Origin of the sequence: Ligilactobacillus equi DSM 15833 = JCM 10991 (genome assembly GCF_000615765.1) — a bacterium.
GTDB lineage: Bacteria > Bacillota > Bacilli > Lactobacillales > Lactobacillaceae > Ligilactobacillus > Ligilactobacillus equi.
This window is the reverse complement of record NZ_BAMI01000003.1, coordinates 34144-53164: the sequence shown is the minus strand read 5'-3', so window position 1 is coordinate 53164 and position 19021 is coordinate 34144. Positions and strand designations below refer to the sequence as shown.

Annotated in this window: 11 protein-coding genes; all 11 read right to left on the bottom strand. The window is 35.3% G+C overall.

The genetic code is table 11. The features are described from left to right. Positions 1-638: 638 nt before the first annotated feature. Positions 639-1037 (bottom strand): hypothetical protein, encoded by a 399-nt coding sequence (locus tag JCM10991_RS01600; protein WP_025020353.1) that lies wholly within the window; start codon positions 1035-1037, stop codon positions 639-641. 135 nt (positions 1038-1172) lie between these two features. After that, entirely contained in the window at positions 1173-2312 is a 1140-nt protein-coding gene (locus tag JCM10991_RS01595) for a hypothetical protein (RefSeq protein ID WP_025020352.1), read from the bottom strand. A 410-nt stretch (positions 2313-2722) separates the two neighbouring features. Beyond that, complete coding sequence (gene apf, locus JCM10991_RS01590) at positions 2723-3571, bottom strand: aggregation-promoting factor (protein ID WP_023859263.1); 849 nt, start codon at positions 3569-3571, stop codon at positions 2723-2725. A 340-nt stretch (positions 3572-3911) separates the two neighbouring features. Then, on the bottom strand, positions 3912-4193 hold the full coding sequence (locus tag JCM10991_RS01585; RefSeq protein ID WP_023859264.1) for a hypothetical protein: 282 nt from the start codon (positions 4191-4193) through the stop codon (positions 3912-3914). Between the two features lie 18 nt (positions 4194-4211). After that, the gene (locus JCM10991_RS01580) at positions 4212-5228 is read right to left on the bottom strand and encodes a hypothetical protein (protein WP_025020351.1); all 1017 of its coding nucleotides are present in this window, start codon (positions 5226-5228) and stop codon (positions 4212-4214) included. A gap of 245 nt (positions 5229-5473) precedes the next feature. Further along, a complete protein-coding gene (locus tag JCM10991_RS01570; protein ID WP_156409495.1) occupies positions 5474-5659 on the bottom strand; it encodes a type II toxin-antitoxin system RelB/DinJ family antitoxin in 186 nt (61 codons plus the stop codon). Between the two features lie 131 nt (positions 5660-5790). Beyond that, entirely contained in the window at positions 5791-7788 is a 1998-nt protein-coding gene (locus tag JCM10991_RS01565; RefSeq protein WP_025020349.1) for a hypothetical protein, read from the bottom strand. 5 nt (positions 7789-7793) lie between these two features. Beyond that, positions 7794-14195, bottom strand: coding sequence for an SLOG family protein (locus tag JCM10991_RS01560; protein ID WP_025020348.1), 6402 nt, complete (start codon positions 14193-14195; stop codon positions 7794-7796). Between the two features lie 357 nt (positions 14196-14552). After that, entirely contained in the window at positions 14553-14939 is a 387-nt protein-coding gene (locus JCM10991_RS01555; RefSeq protein ID WP_155889545.1) for a hypothetical protein, read from the bottom strand. Positions 14940-15158: 219 nt separating this feature from the next. Further along, on the bottom strand, positions 15159-16613 hold the full coding sequence (locus JCM10991_RS01550; protein WP_025020346.1) for a TraM recognition domain-containing protein: 1455 nt from the start codon (positions 16611-16613) through the stop codon (positions 15159-15161). Beyond that, positions 16607-19015, bottom strand: a complete 2409-nt coding sequence (locus JCM10991_RS01545) for a type IV secretory system conjugative DNA transfer family protein (protein WP_025020345.1) — start codon at positions 19013-19015, stop codon at positions 16607-16609. The genes JCM10991_RS01550 and JCM10991_RS01545 overlap by 7 nt, the downstream gene beginning before the upstream one ends. Positions 19016-19021: the final 6 nt, after the last annotated feature.

Below are 19021 nucleotides of genomic sequence, written 5' to 3'. Positions count from 1 at the left end.
ATTTTAACAAAAAAATCTCATAGACTTGAGCAAGGGCATAAAGAAATAGGGCACCTACAAAAGAACAAAACGCCTTTATATCAACAAAAACTCGGATTTTATAGGGCACCTTTTTGCTTTAAATCAATCTCATAGACTTGAGGTTGATTTTTTTATCATTGTAAGACTGTTTGTTTTTTTGTTTTTTTCTTAACCTTCTATGAAATCACTCAAACTAAGACACTAAAAAATACAAAATAAAAAATAAGTGTGCACAAAATATTGTGCACATTTATTTTTCAAAGCGCATTTTAAGATGATAATCTCTAAAAAATCAAACTTACTACAAGTTCAACCTTGGCCCACATGTAAAAACAAATACCTTCACATATAAAAAGTAAGATGTACCATTTGTTGATTCTAAACAATCGAAAATCTTCATCTAAGTTTACCTTAAGAGAACTAATGTTTGTCGAAAACATTTAAACATTTTCTACATTAACTTGACACTAAATAAAATTATATAACCCCCTCACCTATGAGCTACAATACTTTAATCTCTTCAAAGAGCACCTTATATAATATGTACCTAAAAATAAAAAAGGTACGATAAAACGTACCTTAATCAACATTATCAACAACTAATAGTTGTTGATTTTTTATTCTAAACTGAATTCTTCATCTGAAGAGTCATCATTAATATCTTCAGCATCAATTACTTTTTCAGAAGAAGGAGCTACTTCATTTGATAAATCAACATTATGTTCTTCCTTGTACATAGACATAAGTTCTAAGAAATCATCTAAATTAATGTCAGTAGGAATTGCATCCTTGTATTTAGCACGTGCATACTCTTCTTCAACTACACTTAAATTAGCAGCTACCTTAGTTAATCGATTAGCAAGCTTTTGTAAAGCTTTATGCGATTCAGTTTCCTTAACAGAGATAACCTTACCAAAATCAGGATCTTTCTCTAATGAATTTTCTAACGTAGAAACCATTCTTTCCAATTTACTTAACGTCAATTTATTTGAACGTGTTACTTTTCCTTTTGCCATATTTTATACACCTCATAAACTATTTATCAATTTTAATTTTACCTGTTGGCTTAAATAAACTACTCTTACCTACACTAGTTTGCTTAGCTTGTTGCAACTTAATGTATTTCAATTTGTACAAGTTAGTATTTTGTGTTACAAGCCAATCACGTTTAGCTTCTCTAACAGTATCCCATGCACCTTGTAACTCATATACCAATCGTTAGCCTGCTTACCACCAGTTGATACCGTTGTCGATGAAGAACCTTTCCTAATTTGTGCATCATCTGCATTTGTATTTGAAGTAGATACGCCGTCTTTATTAGTTAAAGATGGTGGGTAAATAATATCATCTGGATCAGTTCCAGAAATCTTACTACCGACTTGTTGACCATTTAGGTATTTCCCTGTCTTTGGATTTACATAGTCATAAGGTTTCCAGTTTTCTTTCATCCACTTAGGTTGAACTGTTATTGCATATCCAGCATTCTCTAAGTTACCTTTTAACTTATTAGCTGTTTCAGTATAAAGTTTAATTTGTTTTTTGTCTTTGGCAATACTCTTCTTAACATCACGTACATCACCAACATCAAATAGTTGAGTATATAACTTTACAGGTGTTTTAACTGATGAAGTAACACGTGAATTCTTTTTAATATTAGTTGCTCCCGGAGATACAGTGAACGTTAACATGTCATGTTTCTTAAAGTATTCTTCGAACCCTTTATCCCCTTGTACCGCAGAAATATCCGCATAATCTTGTTCGTTAGAATCAGCTGATCTTAATCTAAATCGGTTTTCAATATACACATTTAAAACTTCATTAGGAATTTTTTTAGCTGAATGAATAATTAAAACCCCACGACCAGTAGAACCAAATAACACTAAATTACCTGTTGGTTTGTATGTTAGTGGACCATAAGCAGACTTAACAAAAACTCTATAATCATTTGCATCAGTACTTAAATTCTTAATTGAATCAAAGCTAAATGGAATATATGTTGTTTTCCTATCCTTAGACCAGTGCATTTTATCGAGTGTTAATTGAGCCTTAGTTCGTGAAAATACCACTCTCTTACCCGCTGAAGTGACCGTCAAAGCTTCCTGCTTTTTAACGCTATAATTGTGATACAAGCACATAGAGGCAGAAAATATAAGTGCTACAAAACAAATAGCAAAGCTTAATGTTTGACGTTCAAACTTAGAATGTTTACCAAACGAAAGCCAACTATTTTTTTTCGTATTTGGTTTTTCTTCTACGACACTAGAACTTTTGTCAATTGAATCTTTTGCCAAATTGATTTCCTGTCAAATTAAAATAACCATACGTAACTATCACTTATTTAATCACTAAACACATGCTTGTTATCATAACATCAGCTAATTTATCCAAAGTTAGTTAGACCAGTTTACTAGATTAACTAACAATTCCAAAATTAACTTTTTTAATAACATCCAAACAAAAATCTTTACCATAAATTTTTGTTAAAGCCCCTAGCCTTGCTCCGTATTTTATTTTTTGCTAGTACATGAGAATTGGTTGTATTTTAAACGACAGTTATAATCTCTCCTTTCACAAAAAATTATACACTATTTTTTCGTTTTTAAAAAATATATTTACGCCATACTTAATCCAAATGTTTTTTAAAAAATAATCAAAAAAAAGAGACACCATCAGGCATCTCTTAGCTCTGCTGCATTTAATTTTAGTACCAACCGTGTGATTGCCAGAAATCCTTTGCTCCTGCCCATGATCCATAACGTGATGTAACATAATTATTTGCCACACGTTCTTGATTAGCTGCTGAATAGTCTCCACCTAAGTAACTATCTGTGAGTTGGTAGCGACCAATATAACGGCCATTACGCGCATTGTATGAGCCACCACTTTCACGTTGAGCAATCCATTCCTTAGCCGCTTGTTCTGAAGTTGAACCACCGTAGTTATTAACTGTCGCACTTTGAGTCGCAGATTGCGTTGATGCGTTGTTAGAATAGTTGTTACTGTAATTTGATGAGTAACCATTTGTAGTTTGTTGTTGGTAGTTGTAACTAGGTTGAGTATAATTTTGAGTTTGAGTGGTTGACACTTGGTTATCAACGGTAGCTGTAGTTGTTGCTTGTGTTTGTTGAGCACCAGTATTAGTTGAACCGTTACCGTGTAATTGTAACACTTGGCCCACTAAAATCAAGTCTGATGACAAGTTATTAGCACTCCTTAATTCAGATACAGTCGTACCATTTTCACTTGCAATTTTACCTAAAGTATCTCCTGCTTTAACTGTATAAGAACCACTAGAATTTGAAGTTTGTGCTTGTTGGCCCTCTCCTTCGATTGTTAATGTCACGCCAGGAAGAATCTTATTAGCGTCAGAAATATTGTTCTTAGTTGCTAAATCAGAAACTGTAACATTATTTTTTTGAGCAATTTCACTCAAAGTATCTCCAGTTTTGACTGTATATGTTGAATCTGCATTAGCTGAAATGCCACTTGCAACTAAACCAACTGCAAGAGCACCTGCTGATGAAGCTGCAATTTTCATTGTTTTAAACATTTAAACACCTCGTTATATAAAAATACATTATTAATCAATATTTAGTGTGATTATTTCTAAATTTCATCTATTAATACACGTACACTATAACATATTTAATATCGACTTTTTTTACAAAATTTTATCGTTTATATAACGATTATTGACGTTTGAAATAATAGCAAAAGAAAACAGCACTTCGTTTCGGAAATAACGAAGTGCTGTTTGGAGAACTTTAATGTTTTGCCAAATGCAAAACGATTTGACTTTCGTAGGCGTATACATTTCAGTATACCATTGCTAGTCTCTTATGACTCTACCCACTGCTATTATCATAACACAAGAAAAGGGATAACGCTAATTAATAACTAATTGTACCTAATTCTTCATCAGTTTGTTTAATATAATTTTCAACGCTACCATAATTATCAACAATGAATTGGTGAAAGTCAGCAGGTATTTCACTATATCCACCATCTACACTATTGTAGTTTGCGTCTACATTCCCATATTCTTCGATTTGAGCATCCCTAATAGTATCTTCAAGGGTTTCCTTAGCCGCTCTTTCAACGCGTTCTAAGCGCTCTCTATCATCATGTAAAACATAGTTAATTTTAATTCCACAGAAACATTCTGTTACCATACTAATTTTCTCTTCTTTCTAAAAGCCCAGTGAGTCTTCAGCTTCGATACGCTTAGGATCAATTTCAACACCGCTACGAACTAATTCGTCAAGGCGTTGTTGTTCTTTCTCATAATTGTCAATATAATTTTTCCAACTGCCATAGATAAACTTTACCACATCAATGTACAAAACATTATCCATTAAATCAACAGTTTCAATCCATTCATCGACCTCGCCTGCAATCAAATCGTCTTCTTTACCACTAAAAACATCCATATTTGTATAACCAACAGCTTGACGCAAATACTTAAAATAATTAGGCCAACTTCCATAATGTTCTAATATCTTTTTTTCTAAATTAAGATATCGTTGTACATCTTTGTTGCCTTTGTCGGGTTTCATATCTTCAGGAATACACTGAGCATATTCATCATCTAGTTCGCTGAAAAGCATATCAAGACGTTGACGTTCTATCGACCGGTACGCTGAAAGATCATCAGATGTTAGTTTGTTAATATCAACATCTATACCATAAATCAAAGCGCATGCAGCAAGGTAATAATATTCATTAGCATTACTATAATGCTTACGTTTCCATTCTTCTTGCTCATGTTCATAATATTTTACTTTTTCATATCTTTCAATTTCTGGGTCTCTATCAACTCCGTTACGAACCAATTCATCTAGACGTTGTTGCTCTTTATCATAGTTATCGATATAACCATCCCAACTACCATAAACTAATGTCATTACGTTATAATATAATTCCCATTTTAAATAATGAGCATTCCAAAGTTTATCTTGAGATCCAGCATAACCAACTTGACGCAATCTTTCGGCGTAGTTTTTCCAAGATCCATAATGTTCTAATATCTTTTTTTCTAAATTAAGATATCGTTGTACATCTTTGTTATTTTTATCAGGTTTTCTATCTTCAGGAATATCATGAACATATTCATCATCTAATTCACAAAAAATTAAATCAAGACGTTGACGTTCTATATCAATCTTTCTTCTATAATTATCGCGATCACCATAAAGAAAATCACACACACGATCATAATTTTCCCGATTTTCCCCATACCTGTCACTTATCTCTGATTTTTGCTTAGTTTTATACCACCGCTCATTTTGATATCGTGCATAACTTCCGTATTTTGATATTGCATAATCATATTCCCGGTTTAGTTCTTCTTCCTTTCACGTGCCCATTCTGCATGAACTTCATCAGCCATTCTTTCTGCTTCTAAATATGCTTCCCATTCTTCATCATCCATGTTATAAAAGCCTCCTTACACTTATTTTTTCTTAGAGTTCAAAATTTTAGCGAATTGTCTTTCGTTCAGACTAGGGCGAAAAGGCAATCCGCCATCTGAAATGATCTTGCTAAATAAAACATTTACCGCAGCTGTTGGTGTCATCCCAACTTCCGCTAAAATTTCTTCGACCAAATCATATTTCTCTTTTTCTATTGTGACTTGCATTTTTTTGACAAGAGCTGCCACCGTTCTTCACCGCCTTGCTGATTTTTATACTACTATGATACTACATTCATACTACTTAAGCAACAAAAAAGATGATTCCAAGAGAAATCATCTTTTCAGTATAAACGTTATTAAACGTTATCAATCAAATCACTAAGACCATCGTCAGCTTCATTATTATCAATTCCGACAGAATTTACATCATTTTGATTATTAAATGGCACAGATCCATTACCAAAGCCATTAACATTACCACTTGCAGTTGCATATTGTAAACCTGCAACTTGAGGTTGAGTCTGCATTTGTCTTTGCACTCCTTCAAAGTACAGCCTTACTGCTTCTTTATTCTTACTAATTTGCTGAGAAACAACCTCTTTCCCACTTTGAACAGAATTATTAAAGGCTTGAACTTTTCGCTGTACAAAGTCTTTAACAGTTTGCGTAGCGCTTGGAGCAGGTGCTTTAGAAAGTTCACGTACTTCAGGAGCAGCTTCTTGCTTTTCTTCAATTTGAGCTAGATATTCAGAAAGTTTTGCTTTAGAACCAAAGTAAGGATTAGAATTGCGTTCTTTTGTTTCCAATTGCTTATCAAAATTAGATTCTTTAGCGCTCTTCACAAATTGAGTTGCAATAGCTTTCTTTAAATCAACATCATTTAGCATTGTCTCTAGTTCTTTTGAATTTTGATTAGTTTGATTTTCATCCGTATCTAACGTTTGAGCAATGTATTCATTTAGTTTTTTATCTGTAAAGATTTTTTCATGAGAATCATCTTTAGACAACTCTAAAATAATAACATTAGTTGCCACGTCTTGAGCTAAATTATCATAAGGTGATTTATATGAACCATCCATGATAGCTTTTTTCTCTTCAACAGATACATCCTTTAAAGCTCCATCGCTTTCAAGATACGAAGCGACATCTTCTTTAGCAGTAGCAATCTCAAGTTTAGTCTTTGGATTAATCAATTGATTAAAGGTTAAGTTATACTTAGAACGTTCTGGAACCGGAGGAACTTTAATATCAGGATTTTTCCTATTATTCATTTTTTTCTCGTAATTATCAAATTCTTTTTTAGACATGTAGTCTTTAGGGGCAAAAGGCTTTCCACCTTGCAATGCCTGTTTTTGTCCATGTTGAATAGCTAAATTCTTAGCAGCCGATGCACCCTTTAAAGCAACATAATCCATTGGAGCAGATTTCTGTTCAACCAATTCATCAATAGGACGAATTATCATTTCCTTAAGTGATTTAGTTGTTGTCTTAGGATCTTCATCAGACAAGTAAGTAGCAAGAACTTTCAAACCTTCTTCATCAACATCAACACCAACTTCGTCTAATAAGCGTTTGTAACGCTTGACAAAGATATCCGCCGTAAGAGCATCGTTCTTATCGAACTTATCATCATAAAATTTAGGATATTTTTCATTATCAATGGTATCATGACTTTTCGCATTGCCAACATAATTTGTTTCAAAAGATGTTGTTTGCTCCTCTTTATCAAGCCCAAGGTTTTTGCGGAATTTTTTCGCCGTAGAAGATTTATCATTGAAATTAAGACATTTTTTATAGTAATCTTCGGTCCCCTCAAAAAACGTATCCGCAGCGAAATCTAATTCTTCTTGATAACGTTTCTTTGAGTTGTTCAAGTCAACTTTATCGAACGCTAAACGTGGATTATCCGCTTTACCATTTAATAACAGTTTCATCTGACTATTGAACATTTGAATCATTTTAACCGCATCTTCGGCACTGTGCTTAACTTGCAAGTTACCTTGCATTTGAGGGTAAGCAATTTCTAACGCAACTTCAAGACCCATACCACTTCGCAACGCAGCTACTAATTTTTGTTCGTTTTTACCGGGCATCCCAGTATTTTCACTCTTAGCTGCATTAGCAATATTAACTTCACTATACTTGCTTTGGTAGTCAAAGTCATTCCCAAGCGACATAACACCTGACTTAGCTTCCATATTGCTAATTTGTTCTGGCGTGTAACCAGATTGAGCAAACTTCTTGTAAATACGGTTTTGTTCTTCTTCAACAGTTGTGCCATTTTCAGAAGCTCTTTGCGCAAGTACTTCCTGTTTCTTCTTAGGATCAACTGCTTCAAATTCAACCCCAGTCATGTAGCCTAAAGCCTCTGATAAGTCCTTAGTCTTACCTTTAAGCCTTTTTCAGATGCCCAGGCTAAGTCTTCTGCTAAATGGTCGATAGTATCAAAACGTACACCAGAGTGTTCAAAAGCATTTTCAAGACATTCTTCTTGTTCTTGGTTAAGCCACTTCATCGTGTTCATAGCGGATTCAGCAAACTCTTCTTCAGAATACTTGTCACGATCTTTGTAACCAACTAATTCGACTTCACTACCATCAATCGTAACTGTACCACCATTAAGTACTTTATCCTTGTAGAAAGCATTTAAAGCTGCTTTAGGGCCTTTAAACTCACCATTTTCATCTAAGCGATATTTATCATCTAGGCTATCAATTTTACCGCTATTGATAGCACCTGCAAGCCAAGCACCACCAGTACTTAAATTCAAATCAGGGTCATTTTTATTTGTCCCGATGTTAACCAAGTTAGTAGCGACAGAAAGTTTAGTGTGTAAATCACGTTGTCCTTTTTCGGAGTTAATAGGCAAAATACCAAGATTATCCCCGTCAAAGTCCCCGTCTAACGCTCCTACAAAAGCAGGATTCATCTTAACACCGTCGATACCGTCAACTACTCTAACCTTAAAGCCTAAAGTCCCAGTTGAGTGCCATACAGGTTGCCGGTCAACGTGCATCATGTCCCAATCGGGATGACCTTTAACATGGAGGTAACCATTTTCATCAGCTTCCATTGACTTAAAGTTTTTGGCAATTTTCTTCGATACTAAGATTTCGTCAATCTTACAACTAGAAGAACCGTTTGCCATAACAGCAGTTACCCCGTCTTTGACTTTGTTGGACAAAATTTTATCACGCAAATCACCATGTTTAGCAGCAGTATCATCATTACCTAAGTGCTTTGCTTGTACACTATTAGATAACCTTAAAGCGTTACGCTGAATATTTGCTTCTGCCTTAGATAATTCATCGTTTAAATTGTTAAGGTATTGTTGCTTTTGTTCTTCAGCAGTTACGTGTCTGTATTGGCCGGTGGCTTTACCTTTCTTATCTCTAACCTTAATATCAGCTGCAACAAAAGGAATGTTTCCTTGTTCTATCTGTTCTTTTTCATAGGCGTAGAAAGCATAAGCTGTACTTTCTTTCAGAATTTTATCGTATGCGGAAGTGAATTCAGAAGCTACAACCGTACCATTTTCGTTCTTATGTGATTTTCTCATTTCAGGTGGAACAATTGGTAAAATATCGGTCTTGGCGCCACTAGCTAATTCGATTTTAACAGGTAATTTTAAGCTACCACCACGATTGCTAAATTCTTCTTTAAATCGTAAATCGGGTTCTAATAAATCAATAACCTTATCTTCTTTAATAAGTCTAGCTTCAGTCGACTTGTAATTAGCTAACAAGTTCTCTTTGACATCAGCTTTAGTAGCCATATATTTACCGACTGTTGAATCATAACTAATACCGTAAGTACTTACGTCGAGTAAACGTTTTAAAGGACCATTTTCATCATTAATGCCTAAACCTTTGTTAAGAAGAGACCTTAAATCAGTAACTTCATCATCTGATACAACTCTATCAACGAATCCAAGCTCATTATTATCGTCAAACGCATAACCAGCTACACGATAGGTTTCTTTAAGTTCCATCAAGTCACGATAATTATTACCGTACATTTCTTCAACGATACCAGTTGCGCCACGTTCTAAGTCCGCCCATGCCATTTGTTGAGAATATGCACGACCTTTAAATGAGGTACCTGCTTCTGCTGTCTTATTAGTGGTAATAAATTCCATTTCAGCAATTTGTGCATTTAAGTCCATATCCTTACCAGTAACAGGATCAGTAACTTTAATTGTCGAACCGTCCCCTTGGTAAGTTTCTTCCAAGCGTAATACTTGACCCGCATTCTTACGAGATAAAATCGTGTATGGATTTGCGACAACTTCTGCACCCGTTTGTTTAAAAATAGCGCTTAACCTTGCTTTTTGGCGTTCTTCAAAATTCTTTGGATTGTCATTTACATAATCTGGGTCAATAACATCCGCAATCGTCATCTTATTCCCAGAACCATCAGAAATCTTATCCCCAACACGTAATGGACGAGTTGTTGGTCGTTGTGATTCATCAGTAATAATCCGACCGCCTCTTGCGATAGAACCAAAGGTTACTTTAGTTGCATTACCATTTTCATCCATCATAGCAAAACGGTTTTCCCCAGTTTTCACTGAGTACACAGAACCACGAGCAGTTAACTTAAAGTAACTACCATCTTTCTTGACACGTACTAAGGCTAAGTTGTCTTGGTTGATTGTAGTATCACTAGTTACATCTTCAGGAGCAAGAGGTAAACCAGAGTCATTAATTACCGTTAAACGATAGTGTAGTGCTTTACCACTGCGAGATGAAGCATAGAAATCCTTACCAATCAAATTACGAACATTAGAGTTTCCTTTTTCGGTTAAGGCAACCATCTTAGCATCACGCCGTTCTTTTTCCATATCAAGAGGAATACCTGCTTTTTCAGCATATTCCTTAGAAATAATACCGGCATCTTCATCTGTCAAACCACCCAAATTTGCCAACATAACCTTAGTACCCTTGTTAACTCCATGAGCTTCTAACAACATATGAGTAACAATTGTCTTACGGTCAGTAGGGTTTGCATACAAATCATGTTTAATTTCTGGATAAGCTTTTTCTAACGGAGTAACAACTTCTCTACGTTCCCCATTTTCATCAACTAATGGTTTAATGTGCCCACTTTCATCAATTTGATCTAGGCTTTCTAAGTAACGGTAAATACCTAGTGAACCCCCGTTGTGAGTAACATTTTGAGAGAAGTAACCTTTATTGTCTTCATGAGAAATATCACGTACAGTAATACCACCATGATTTGACATATAAGTTCCTACTAAAGACATTTTTTCTTCATAACTTAACTCTTTAAATTCATTAATCGCTTGTTTTTGAAATTCAATTAATTGTTCTGATGTATATGGACCAGTTACATTTCCTTTTCTTTTATTTTCAACAATTAAATGTTCAGCCCTAAACTTAATCCAGTCATGTGTGTTTTCAATAATTTCATTATGATCGTTGTATAAACCAGTAGCACTCATTGAATCTCTTAACCCGTCTGGCAATTTAACTTGTACACGATATTGTTCAATTAAAGCATCAATTACTTCTTGAGGGTGATTTTCTGAAACAATTAAATCTTCAGGTTCAAGCTTAGTAAGAATGTCTGATTCTCCATGGTATAGCTTGTATAAGTCATAAGTTTCTTCGGCGATTGATAAGTCTCCTGCCGTATTAGAACGAACTAATTGGCGGCGAATAGTTTGGCGCAAGTGATCTGCAAGGTAATCACCATATTGTTTTACTACTACAGACTGTGCCAAGCTTGCATTAGGATTACTGTTATTATCAATATGAGCCATTAAACCAGCAACAAAAGTCGTTTCGCCCTTGCCATGTCCCGCTTCTTCAACGTGAATCAAGCCTTTATCATCTTGTAAAAATACTTGGCCCACATCACCATAAACGTTAGCTCTTACCTCTTTAAAGTTCATCGAGCCATTAGCATCAGTTAAATTGCTACCTTTAACCATTGACCTAGTTCCCGACCAACGCACAATCCCATTTTTGTCTAAGAAGACCATTGGCGCTTGCACATTTTGTCCTTGATTATTTCTGTAAATTTGAGGGCTAACATTTTGTTGTGCAAGTTCTTCTTTAACGCTATCAAACATTTCTTTGAGGCTATCAATCGAGCGAGCTGAATTAGGGTCGTATAGGCTAGGGTCAACCTTTGTTAGTTTACCTGTGTAAGCTGGTGTCTTAAAGTCATAGACCTCACCATTAATCATTCCATATCCGTTAGCATCAATATTTTTCAAAGTACGCTTAGAATCGTGTTGCAAAATCCAGTCAATGCTTGTATCTGTAATCGCTGATTGTTGGTCGAATTGTAACATACGTGAAGCCAATTTAGTTTTATTGAAGTCTTCTGTCGCAACTACCATATCTGCCATACTTGATAAAGAGAATGCGTCTGTTAATTGTTTTTCTTCTGCAAGGTAGTCAGAAGTAGTCGTTAACCGAGCCATATTTAATACATTGTAAGTATTGAAACCATCTCCAAGATAGTTGTCCATATCATTTAGAGCACCCATGACATTTCTAGCCACAAGCAAAGAATAATTTTGAAATGATTCTTCATCATAGTCATTATCCTCATTTTGATAACTTTCACGTAAAGCGTCACCTAAGACTTTAATAGCATGACCCTTAGCATCATCAGCTGCAGCACTAAAATCTAAAGTTTCACCTTTTTCGTTTACACGTTGAATGCCCATAAAATCTAACTTACGTCCATATTCAGGTGTATTAGGATTTCCTTGATCTTCACTCTTTTGGAATAAAAGACGGCTTTCATCTAAAGATGTAGCATAATCCTTCATTGCTTTATAAACAGCATCCATAGTATTAAATCGAGAAAGTCCGTCAAATTTTGCATCAAACTTTTCTTTAATCTCATCGAATTGTACAGAAGCACCAGTATCATAGAACATAGTATTAACATATGCTTCACGAGCATCCCTAAATTTGTTTGCAAGGTCTCTTTCAACTTGTCCCGAAGCAATTTCTACACGATTGTATGATAAACGTTCCTTAGTGCTTTCAACAGGCCACCGATGACCATCAGCCATTTTAATTGGTTCTCCTGCATTAGGTCCTAGAACTTCACGATATACGTTTCGACTAGCAATGCGTTGGCGAATAGGATAATTATTAGCCTTTTCCCCACCCTTAAACAAATTTCCAAGTCTTACATTAGTTCCTTTTTGGTAGAGTTCAAAACTTTGGTAGTGATTCCGATTAACAGACGCTGACATATTATTACGCAATTCAACATCATCAATTCCAAAATCAGATAACTTACGTCCTGACGCATAAGCTAAAGGAGCGATAACCAAAAGCCGCTTGTGCTTATCATCTAAGGCATCGTACATTGCATGTTCACGAGCATTAGGATCTTCCGCAGGTGATGGAGGGAATTGGTTAGGATTTTTGCCTTCCATAGTAAGTAGGTCCGCAATTAATGCTTCATGTCCATTGTTACGCCCTTCTTGATCGGTGTATGAAAAGACTGGTCCAGCATAGGCACCAAAACTATATTCAGGGTGTTTAGATTCAACCACAGTTTCACCGGCATTTGTCTTAGGCGTAAAACCATCTACTACTTGGTAAACAGTTAGCCACCCTGATTCACCATTATTAACAGTGACTTGAATTCTTCCATACTTGTCGTTAGTAGGCCTTAAACTATAAGATAGCCCTGCATCATTTAAAGCTTTAAAAATTTCAATTGTACGATCTTGATAGTTATCATATTCTGGTAGAAGTCCACTGCCTTTTTTACTGTCATTATCAGCGTTGCTTAATAAATCTTGGTATTGCTTGATAAAATTGTTTAATTGCTTTTTACCCATGTAAGGAGCAAGACGACTTCTAAAGTCTTGAATACTTAGACCATTAGACTTTTGAGAACTAGGAGTTTCAGGTTCAGCAACAGCAGCCGCACCATTTCTCGAATATTGTACTGATACTTGTTGTGGTTGGTAACCCGGTTTTTGACGTTCTAATTCTTCTTGACGCATTGCCTTAAAAACTCGGTTAGAGTAAAACGTATTTCTTCTAGTATTCTTTAATTGGCCCACTTTTGGAATGTCGAAACCGTAATTAGCTGGATTTAATCTAACTAGAGAATTAACCCCATTCATATTGTAAGCATCTAACGAACCATTCGCAGTCCCACCATCCATGTGATTCCATAGAGAAAATACAATCTGAGAATTACCAATCATATCTTTATTGCGTTGTTCAAGCCTTTGTGGAATCGACATTGACTCAGCCTCGGGATGCATTTCATAAGTATTTTCTATTCTGTCCGCTTGGCTCAATAATTGATTGTAAAAATTACGAGATGAAACAGGCCAGTTGGAACCTTGATTTTCATCGGGAATATTAGCCACAAATTCAACTTGATTAGGGTGTCTGCTCTTAACATTTAAAATAGCCATAGCCCATGCAGTGTCAGCCCCTAAAGCCATCCCACTATGCGCTTCAATTGTATTACCTTGAGCAATAATCTGTTCAAGTTTATTTTCAAGGTCTTGTCTAAAGGCGCTCCATTCTGGATTGTTATAGTTGTAAGCATTGTTTGCACGGTCTACAACGTTTCCCCAAGTATAAGTTGCTTTAGTATCAGGATCCTGATAAAACATATTAGGATCAATTTGATAATCTTTAAGATTTTTATCTAAACCAGTAAATTTTTTAAAAGCATCACGACTCATATATAAGTCTGCAGGTCTATGACCTGTAAGAGAAATTTTTAACTTTTCTGGCATAATACTTGCCCCTTTCTTTCTGACATTTCTTATTTCTAAATTTTAAAAAAGTCTTTTTCATTTGATTGAAAATAAAATCTTTCTATAATTTGATTTTATCAACCCTCTAAAAGCCAGATAAACTATATATTTAGGTTAGGCAAAAACATATATACATTAGGCTTTTCCGCTATAATTTTTGAAAGGATAACAACCAAAAAGCACCTGCTTATCAGGTGCTTTACTCTTGCTTACTAAAAAAGGTGACAACATCTCTGTTATCACCAATTTTGGAACTATTCGGATATATTTAGATATTCTTGGATATTTACGAAACATCCCAACAACTAGCACATTAACTAGTATTAGTTGTAAGAATTAGTTAGTTGGGATGGCGTCGTTCACCTCTACTTTAGTTATTTTATCACCAATTGCATTAACTGTATAGGTCTTACTCATAGTTGTTAACTTATCTTCTTGATATAAGTCACTTTTAGCAACGTAAGGTAAGTAGTCAATAACAACCATATACGAGTTATCATCATTAAGAGGAACAACCGCAACATATTCATTTTTCATCAAGACACCAGTTTTATCAACGATATCTTTAGAGCCGCCTAAATACTTATTAATAAAGTCTTGGTCGGTCACATATTTCTTAATGTAATCAACGTTATTATTAAACTCAACTGAACTTTCATAGTCAGTCATTCTCCTAAAGACTCTTTTCAAAAGTGATAAAGTTTGTTCTTGTTGTTTAGGCATTGTTTTTTGCCCTTTTGGGACTTTGTAGATAGGCTTAGATAAATATGCCTCTCTAGCATCTACAGCCTTCTGATAGTAGTTTATACGGCTTACAAGAGCAATATTTTTGTTTTCAATTTTCTTAGCTTGATTTCTAAAATACACCGCACCTGAAAACACCGCTACGACTACTAGAAAAACGGTAATATAAATTTTTTTCACGAAAATCACCTATTCTTATTAATCGACATCTTCTTTTAGGACAGAAGAGCCTTCTTTTAACTTCTCATCAGCAATTTTACCCATTTCTTCTTCAAAGTCAAACGTAAAGTCTTGTGTCGGAATTAGGTCAGACCAACTATCGAGCTGTGCTAAATCCTTAGCTAATTTTTCTAATTCTTTCATATCAATACGAATATCTGAACTTAAGTCGTTAGCAACGTCCTCATCTTCATCTTCTTTGAAGATAATGTACTGCTCTCCATTAAGTTCTACCTTGAAATCTTGTCTTGGAACTTCTTCATCAGAAATTACAGATTCATCAAAAACGGCACCTTCATCTTCATCAGTAACTCTGACAGCTAAACCTAAGTATTCAGGAATATCTGAGTTCGCCTTTACTTTATCATCATATACTTCTGATGCTTTTGTAAAGAGTTTTTCTAGAGTCTTTTGTAAGACTTCTTTTAAACCGTCTAACATGTGGTTAGCACTACCTTCAGATAAATCAGCACGACTAAAGTGGCGGTGTGCATAACGTTTAATTTGTCTATCTTGAGCAACAGCTTGTTGTTGCCCATTTGCTTCTACTTGTTCCTCATTCACTACCCCACCATTATCATGAATAATGTATTTTTCAGGATTGCTATCAATCTTCTTACGAACATAACGCATAATAACCTTGCTTACATCATCCATATCTTTCAAAGATACATCGTAATCACTATAATTATTAGCTTTCTTATAACGTTCCATCATATCTTCAACTAATAGAGCTTGACTAATACGTCTTTCAACCATTTCGAAAAAGTCTGGTTGGTTTTTAAAAACATCGAAGTCAGAAGCACCATTTAAAGCAACAGTCTCTAACTTAGTTGACTCTTCATCTTCAAAATCTCTTAAACGGTTAGGATTGTGCAATTCACGAGCAACCGGTAAAGCTAATTGGTTTCGAGACCAGACTGGATAACCATTCCCAAAGACCATGTTATTTGAAGGTGGAATCAAACGCATATCATTAGGAGAAATAACAGGTACTTCCTTAACAGATACAGTACGGCTTACAGCTGCATCGTTAGCTTGTACTAACTTATCCGCATGACGAGTAACATTTTGTGATTCCGTCTTTACTTGGCTCATAGTCCCAGACATTTTAGATAAGTGTTCTAAAGTCTTTTCATTATTTGATTTCAAGTAATTAATAATCAAAGCATTAGATTGAATGGTTTCTGATACATTTTCCCCATAAACAGCAGGGATTTGTGAGAAGTCTTGTTCAATCAAAGTAAATTGTTGGTCTTGCCCTAAACCGATAGACAACTTACGTTCAAGGAACGGAATACCTTGGCCCCCAGATTGTAAGTTACCAACTTCATCAAGCATTGCTTTAGTTTTGTAGTATGGCTTTTGATCTGCCGTAGCCAAGTAAGCTGCATTAACTTGTTGGTTAAAGATTTGGTCTAACGCAATTAACAAAATACGGGCGTGTTCAGCTTGTTAGGCGGTGTTACGAAATCGACAAATTTTGTCTTTTCAGAGTAGTGAACATCCGATTGATCAATAACATTAATTTTATGCTTTGTTTTCGCATACAACGAATTAAGCAAGTCAACTTCTTCAACTTCATCTTCAACACTACCAATGACAAACTCCTTTTTAGATTTATCCCAAACCATTTCTCTCAAGTAGCCATCTTTGATAATTTCTTCACCTGTAACTTCATCAATAACAAAACTAGTTTCGTCTGAATTAAGCATGTAGCGCTTTTCAAATTCAAAGTAAAAGTCTGCCATTACATCCCTAGTACGCTTAGAGAAAATTTCTAATTTTAAGTAAACAATATTATTAGGGAAAATACCTTTAGTACGGTAGAAAATCCAGAATTGCGGATCAATTACCCCATCATATCTAAAGGTTGATCCTAACTCATCTTCTTTAATTTCATGCTTAAATTCTTTATCTTCGTAAACTCTCCATCTGAACCGTTCCTTAGCATAAGCTTTTCTTTCAGCAAAATTCTTTTCTAAGTGAACACCAATTCGTCTAGGGAAACCTAAACCTAAAATATCAAAGTTCTGGGATGGTTTACCTGATGTTAAAGCCTTAATCAATGGGTCAGAGAATAAAGCTAAGGCTGTCAAAGAAATACCTTGAACAGAAGCTAATGTTTTAGATGACTGTGCCATAGCACGTAATGGTTGGTCTTGGTCGGTAACTTGTTGACGTAACTTATCCTTAGGTAACATACTTGTTGCATCGAAGAATAAGGTCAAGTAGTCTTTTGACTTAGCTGTCTTATCAACAATATTAACTAAGCGTTCATCTTGCGATTTACGGGATGATAACTGGGACATCATTTGGTAAACGTTGTATAGCGTAACCTTCCCCCACATGTTATCTAAGTAAACATCGAGTTTTTCAACAGACCAGTTTTCTTTAACTGCTTTATCACGAATATAATATTCTTCTTCCAAGTAGTAATCAATCATCCCTAATGCTGTACGCTTATACGAAGCATTAGCGGCATTATTCCACATTGGATCTTGGCCCGATACTGGTGGGAAGAAAATATCACCAATATTCTTGACGTGTTCCGCACATTCTTCATAACGTCCTTGACGAGCAGCAGCTACTGCATAACCAAGTGGATTATAGATATTTGTGTTTGCAGGGTCTTCCAAGTTAAACGCAATAACTTCCATCCCACGTTTACGTGCAGGATAAGAAAAACGAACTAATAATTCACCTTTAGGGTCATTAACAACAATATTTGCGGGTTCATCCATTCGAGTCCACATATCAAGTGTAGGCTCAATAATAGTTTGACCCTTCCCCGCACGAGTCATAGCAACTACAATCGAGTTGATTGCACCAGTAGCTACGACATAAAATCCACCTGGGCGTTGAACTTCATAATCTGGAAACCACCAGTCATTATTAATTTTATCAGCAACCGTTAATTCATTTGTTTTACCAAATATCTCTTTACCGGGGTTATTATACAAAAGTTTCCGAGGATTATAAGTAACCATAGTACGCTTAGTGATTCCCGAAGCTTCAGCATTCTTTTTACCAAAAGCAATATCGATAAATGGTACTTTCTTAGTTCTTAATTCTTCATAAACATCAGAATCATAAGGGTCCAAATCATATGGGTTCCACAAAGTTTTCTTTTCATCAACATAATTATTTTTATTTTTCATATGCTTAACGCCATCTTTTTTCAAGATATAGCGATCCACAAAATCAGATTTACGGTCACCCATTTCTATTTCTTTAATACCATCATTAGTGATATAAAAGTGACTAATTAAAGCTGATACTTCTACTGAAGAGTGAGCCCCCACATCAGGAAAAATATCAAAATTACGGACCATTTCTTCTGGTTGCAATAAGCGACTTTCCCCTTCATTCTTGTTCAACTCTTCTGTATCAGTTTCAATATTTTGTAAGCGATAGTTACGTTCTAAACGAGCATAAACAATAGATGTTAAACCTGCTGTCGCTAACAAAACAAATAATTTTATTTGTGGTAAAGTAGCAGGATTTAAAGCCATCGACCAAAAAGTCTTAGTAAAGGATATCACCACATAATCGGGATGTTTAGACTTATAAATCGAAATTAATATCATGACTACTAAGGCTGTTAGTAAAACATATACCGCAGCAGCAATAAATGTGGTTACATAATAAATCCACTCTTTAGAAGGAGCATCTTTTCGCTTTGTTCTTCTTGCATCAGGATTGCGGTAAATATCACGCTCAGACTCGTCATACGCCTCATAACGCATTTCCCCTTGGACTTTACGTCCTGCACGATTTGGGTTATTAAAATCGAAATTAGCCACCTTCTCGCGCATTTGATCCCATAAGGACATAGGCAC

Coding starts and splice junctions, on each gene's coding strand:
- apf (WP_023859263.1), bottom strand. CDS start 3,571: ATGTTTAAAACAATGAAAATTGCAGCTTCATCAGCAGGTGCTCTTGCA.
- JCM10991_RS01560 (WP_025020348.1), bottom strand. CDS start 14,195: ATGCCAGAAAAGTTAAAAATTTCTCTTACAGGTCATAGACCTGCAGAC.
- JCM10991_RS01585 (WP_023859264.1), bottom strand. CDS start 4,193: ATGGTAACAGAATGTTTCTGTGGAATTAAAATTAACTATGTTTTACAT.
- JCM10991_RS01555 (WP_155889545.1), bottom strand. CDS start 14,939: ATGCCTAAACAACAAGAACAAACTTTATCACTTTTGAAAAGAGTCTTT.
- JCM10991_RS01600 (WP_025020353.1), bottom strand. CDS start 1,037: ATGGCAAAAGGAAAAGTAACACGTTCAAATAAATTGACGTTAAGTAAA.
- JCM10991_RS01570 (WP_156409495.1), bottom strand. CDS start 5,659: ATGCAAGTCACAATAGAAAAAGAGAAATATGATTTGGTCGAAGAAATT.
- JCM10991_RS01545 (WP_025020345.1), bottom strand. CDS start 19,015: ATGTCCTTATGGGATCAAATGCGCGAGAAGGTGGCTAATTTCGATTTT.
- JCM10991_RS01565 (WP_025020349.1), bottom strand. CDS start 7,788: ATGACTGGGGTTGAATTTGAAGCAGTTGATCCTAAGAAGAAACAGGAA.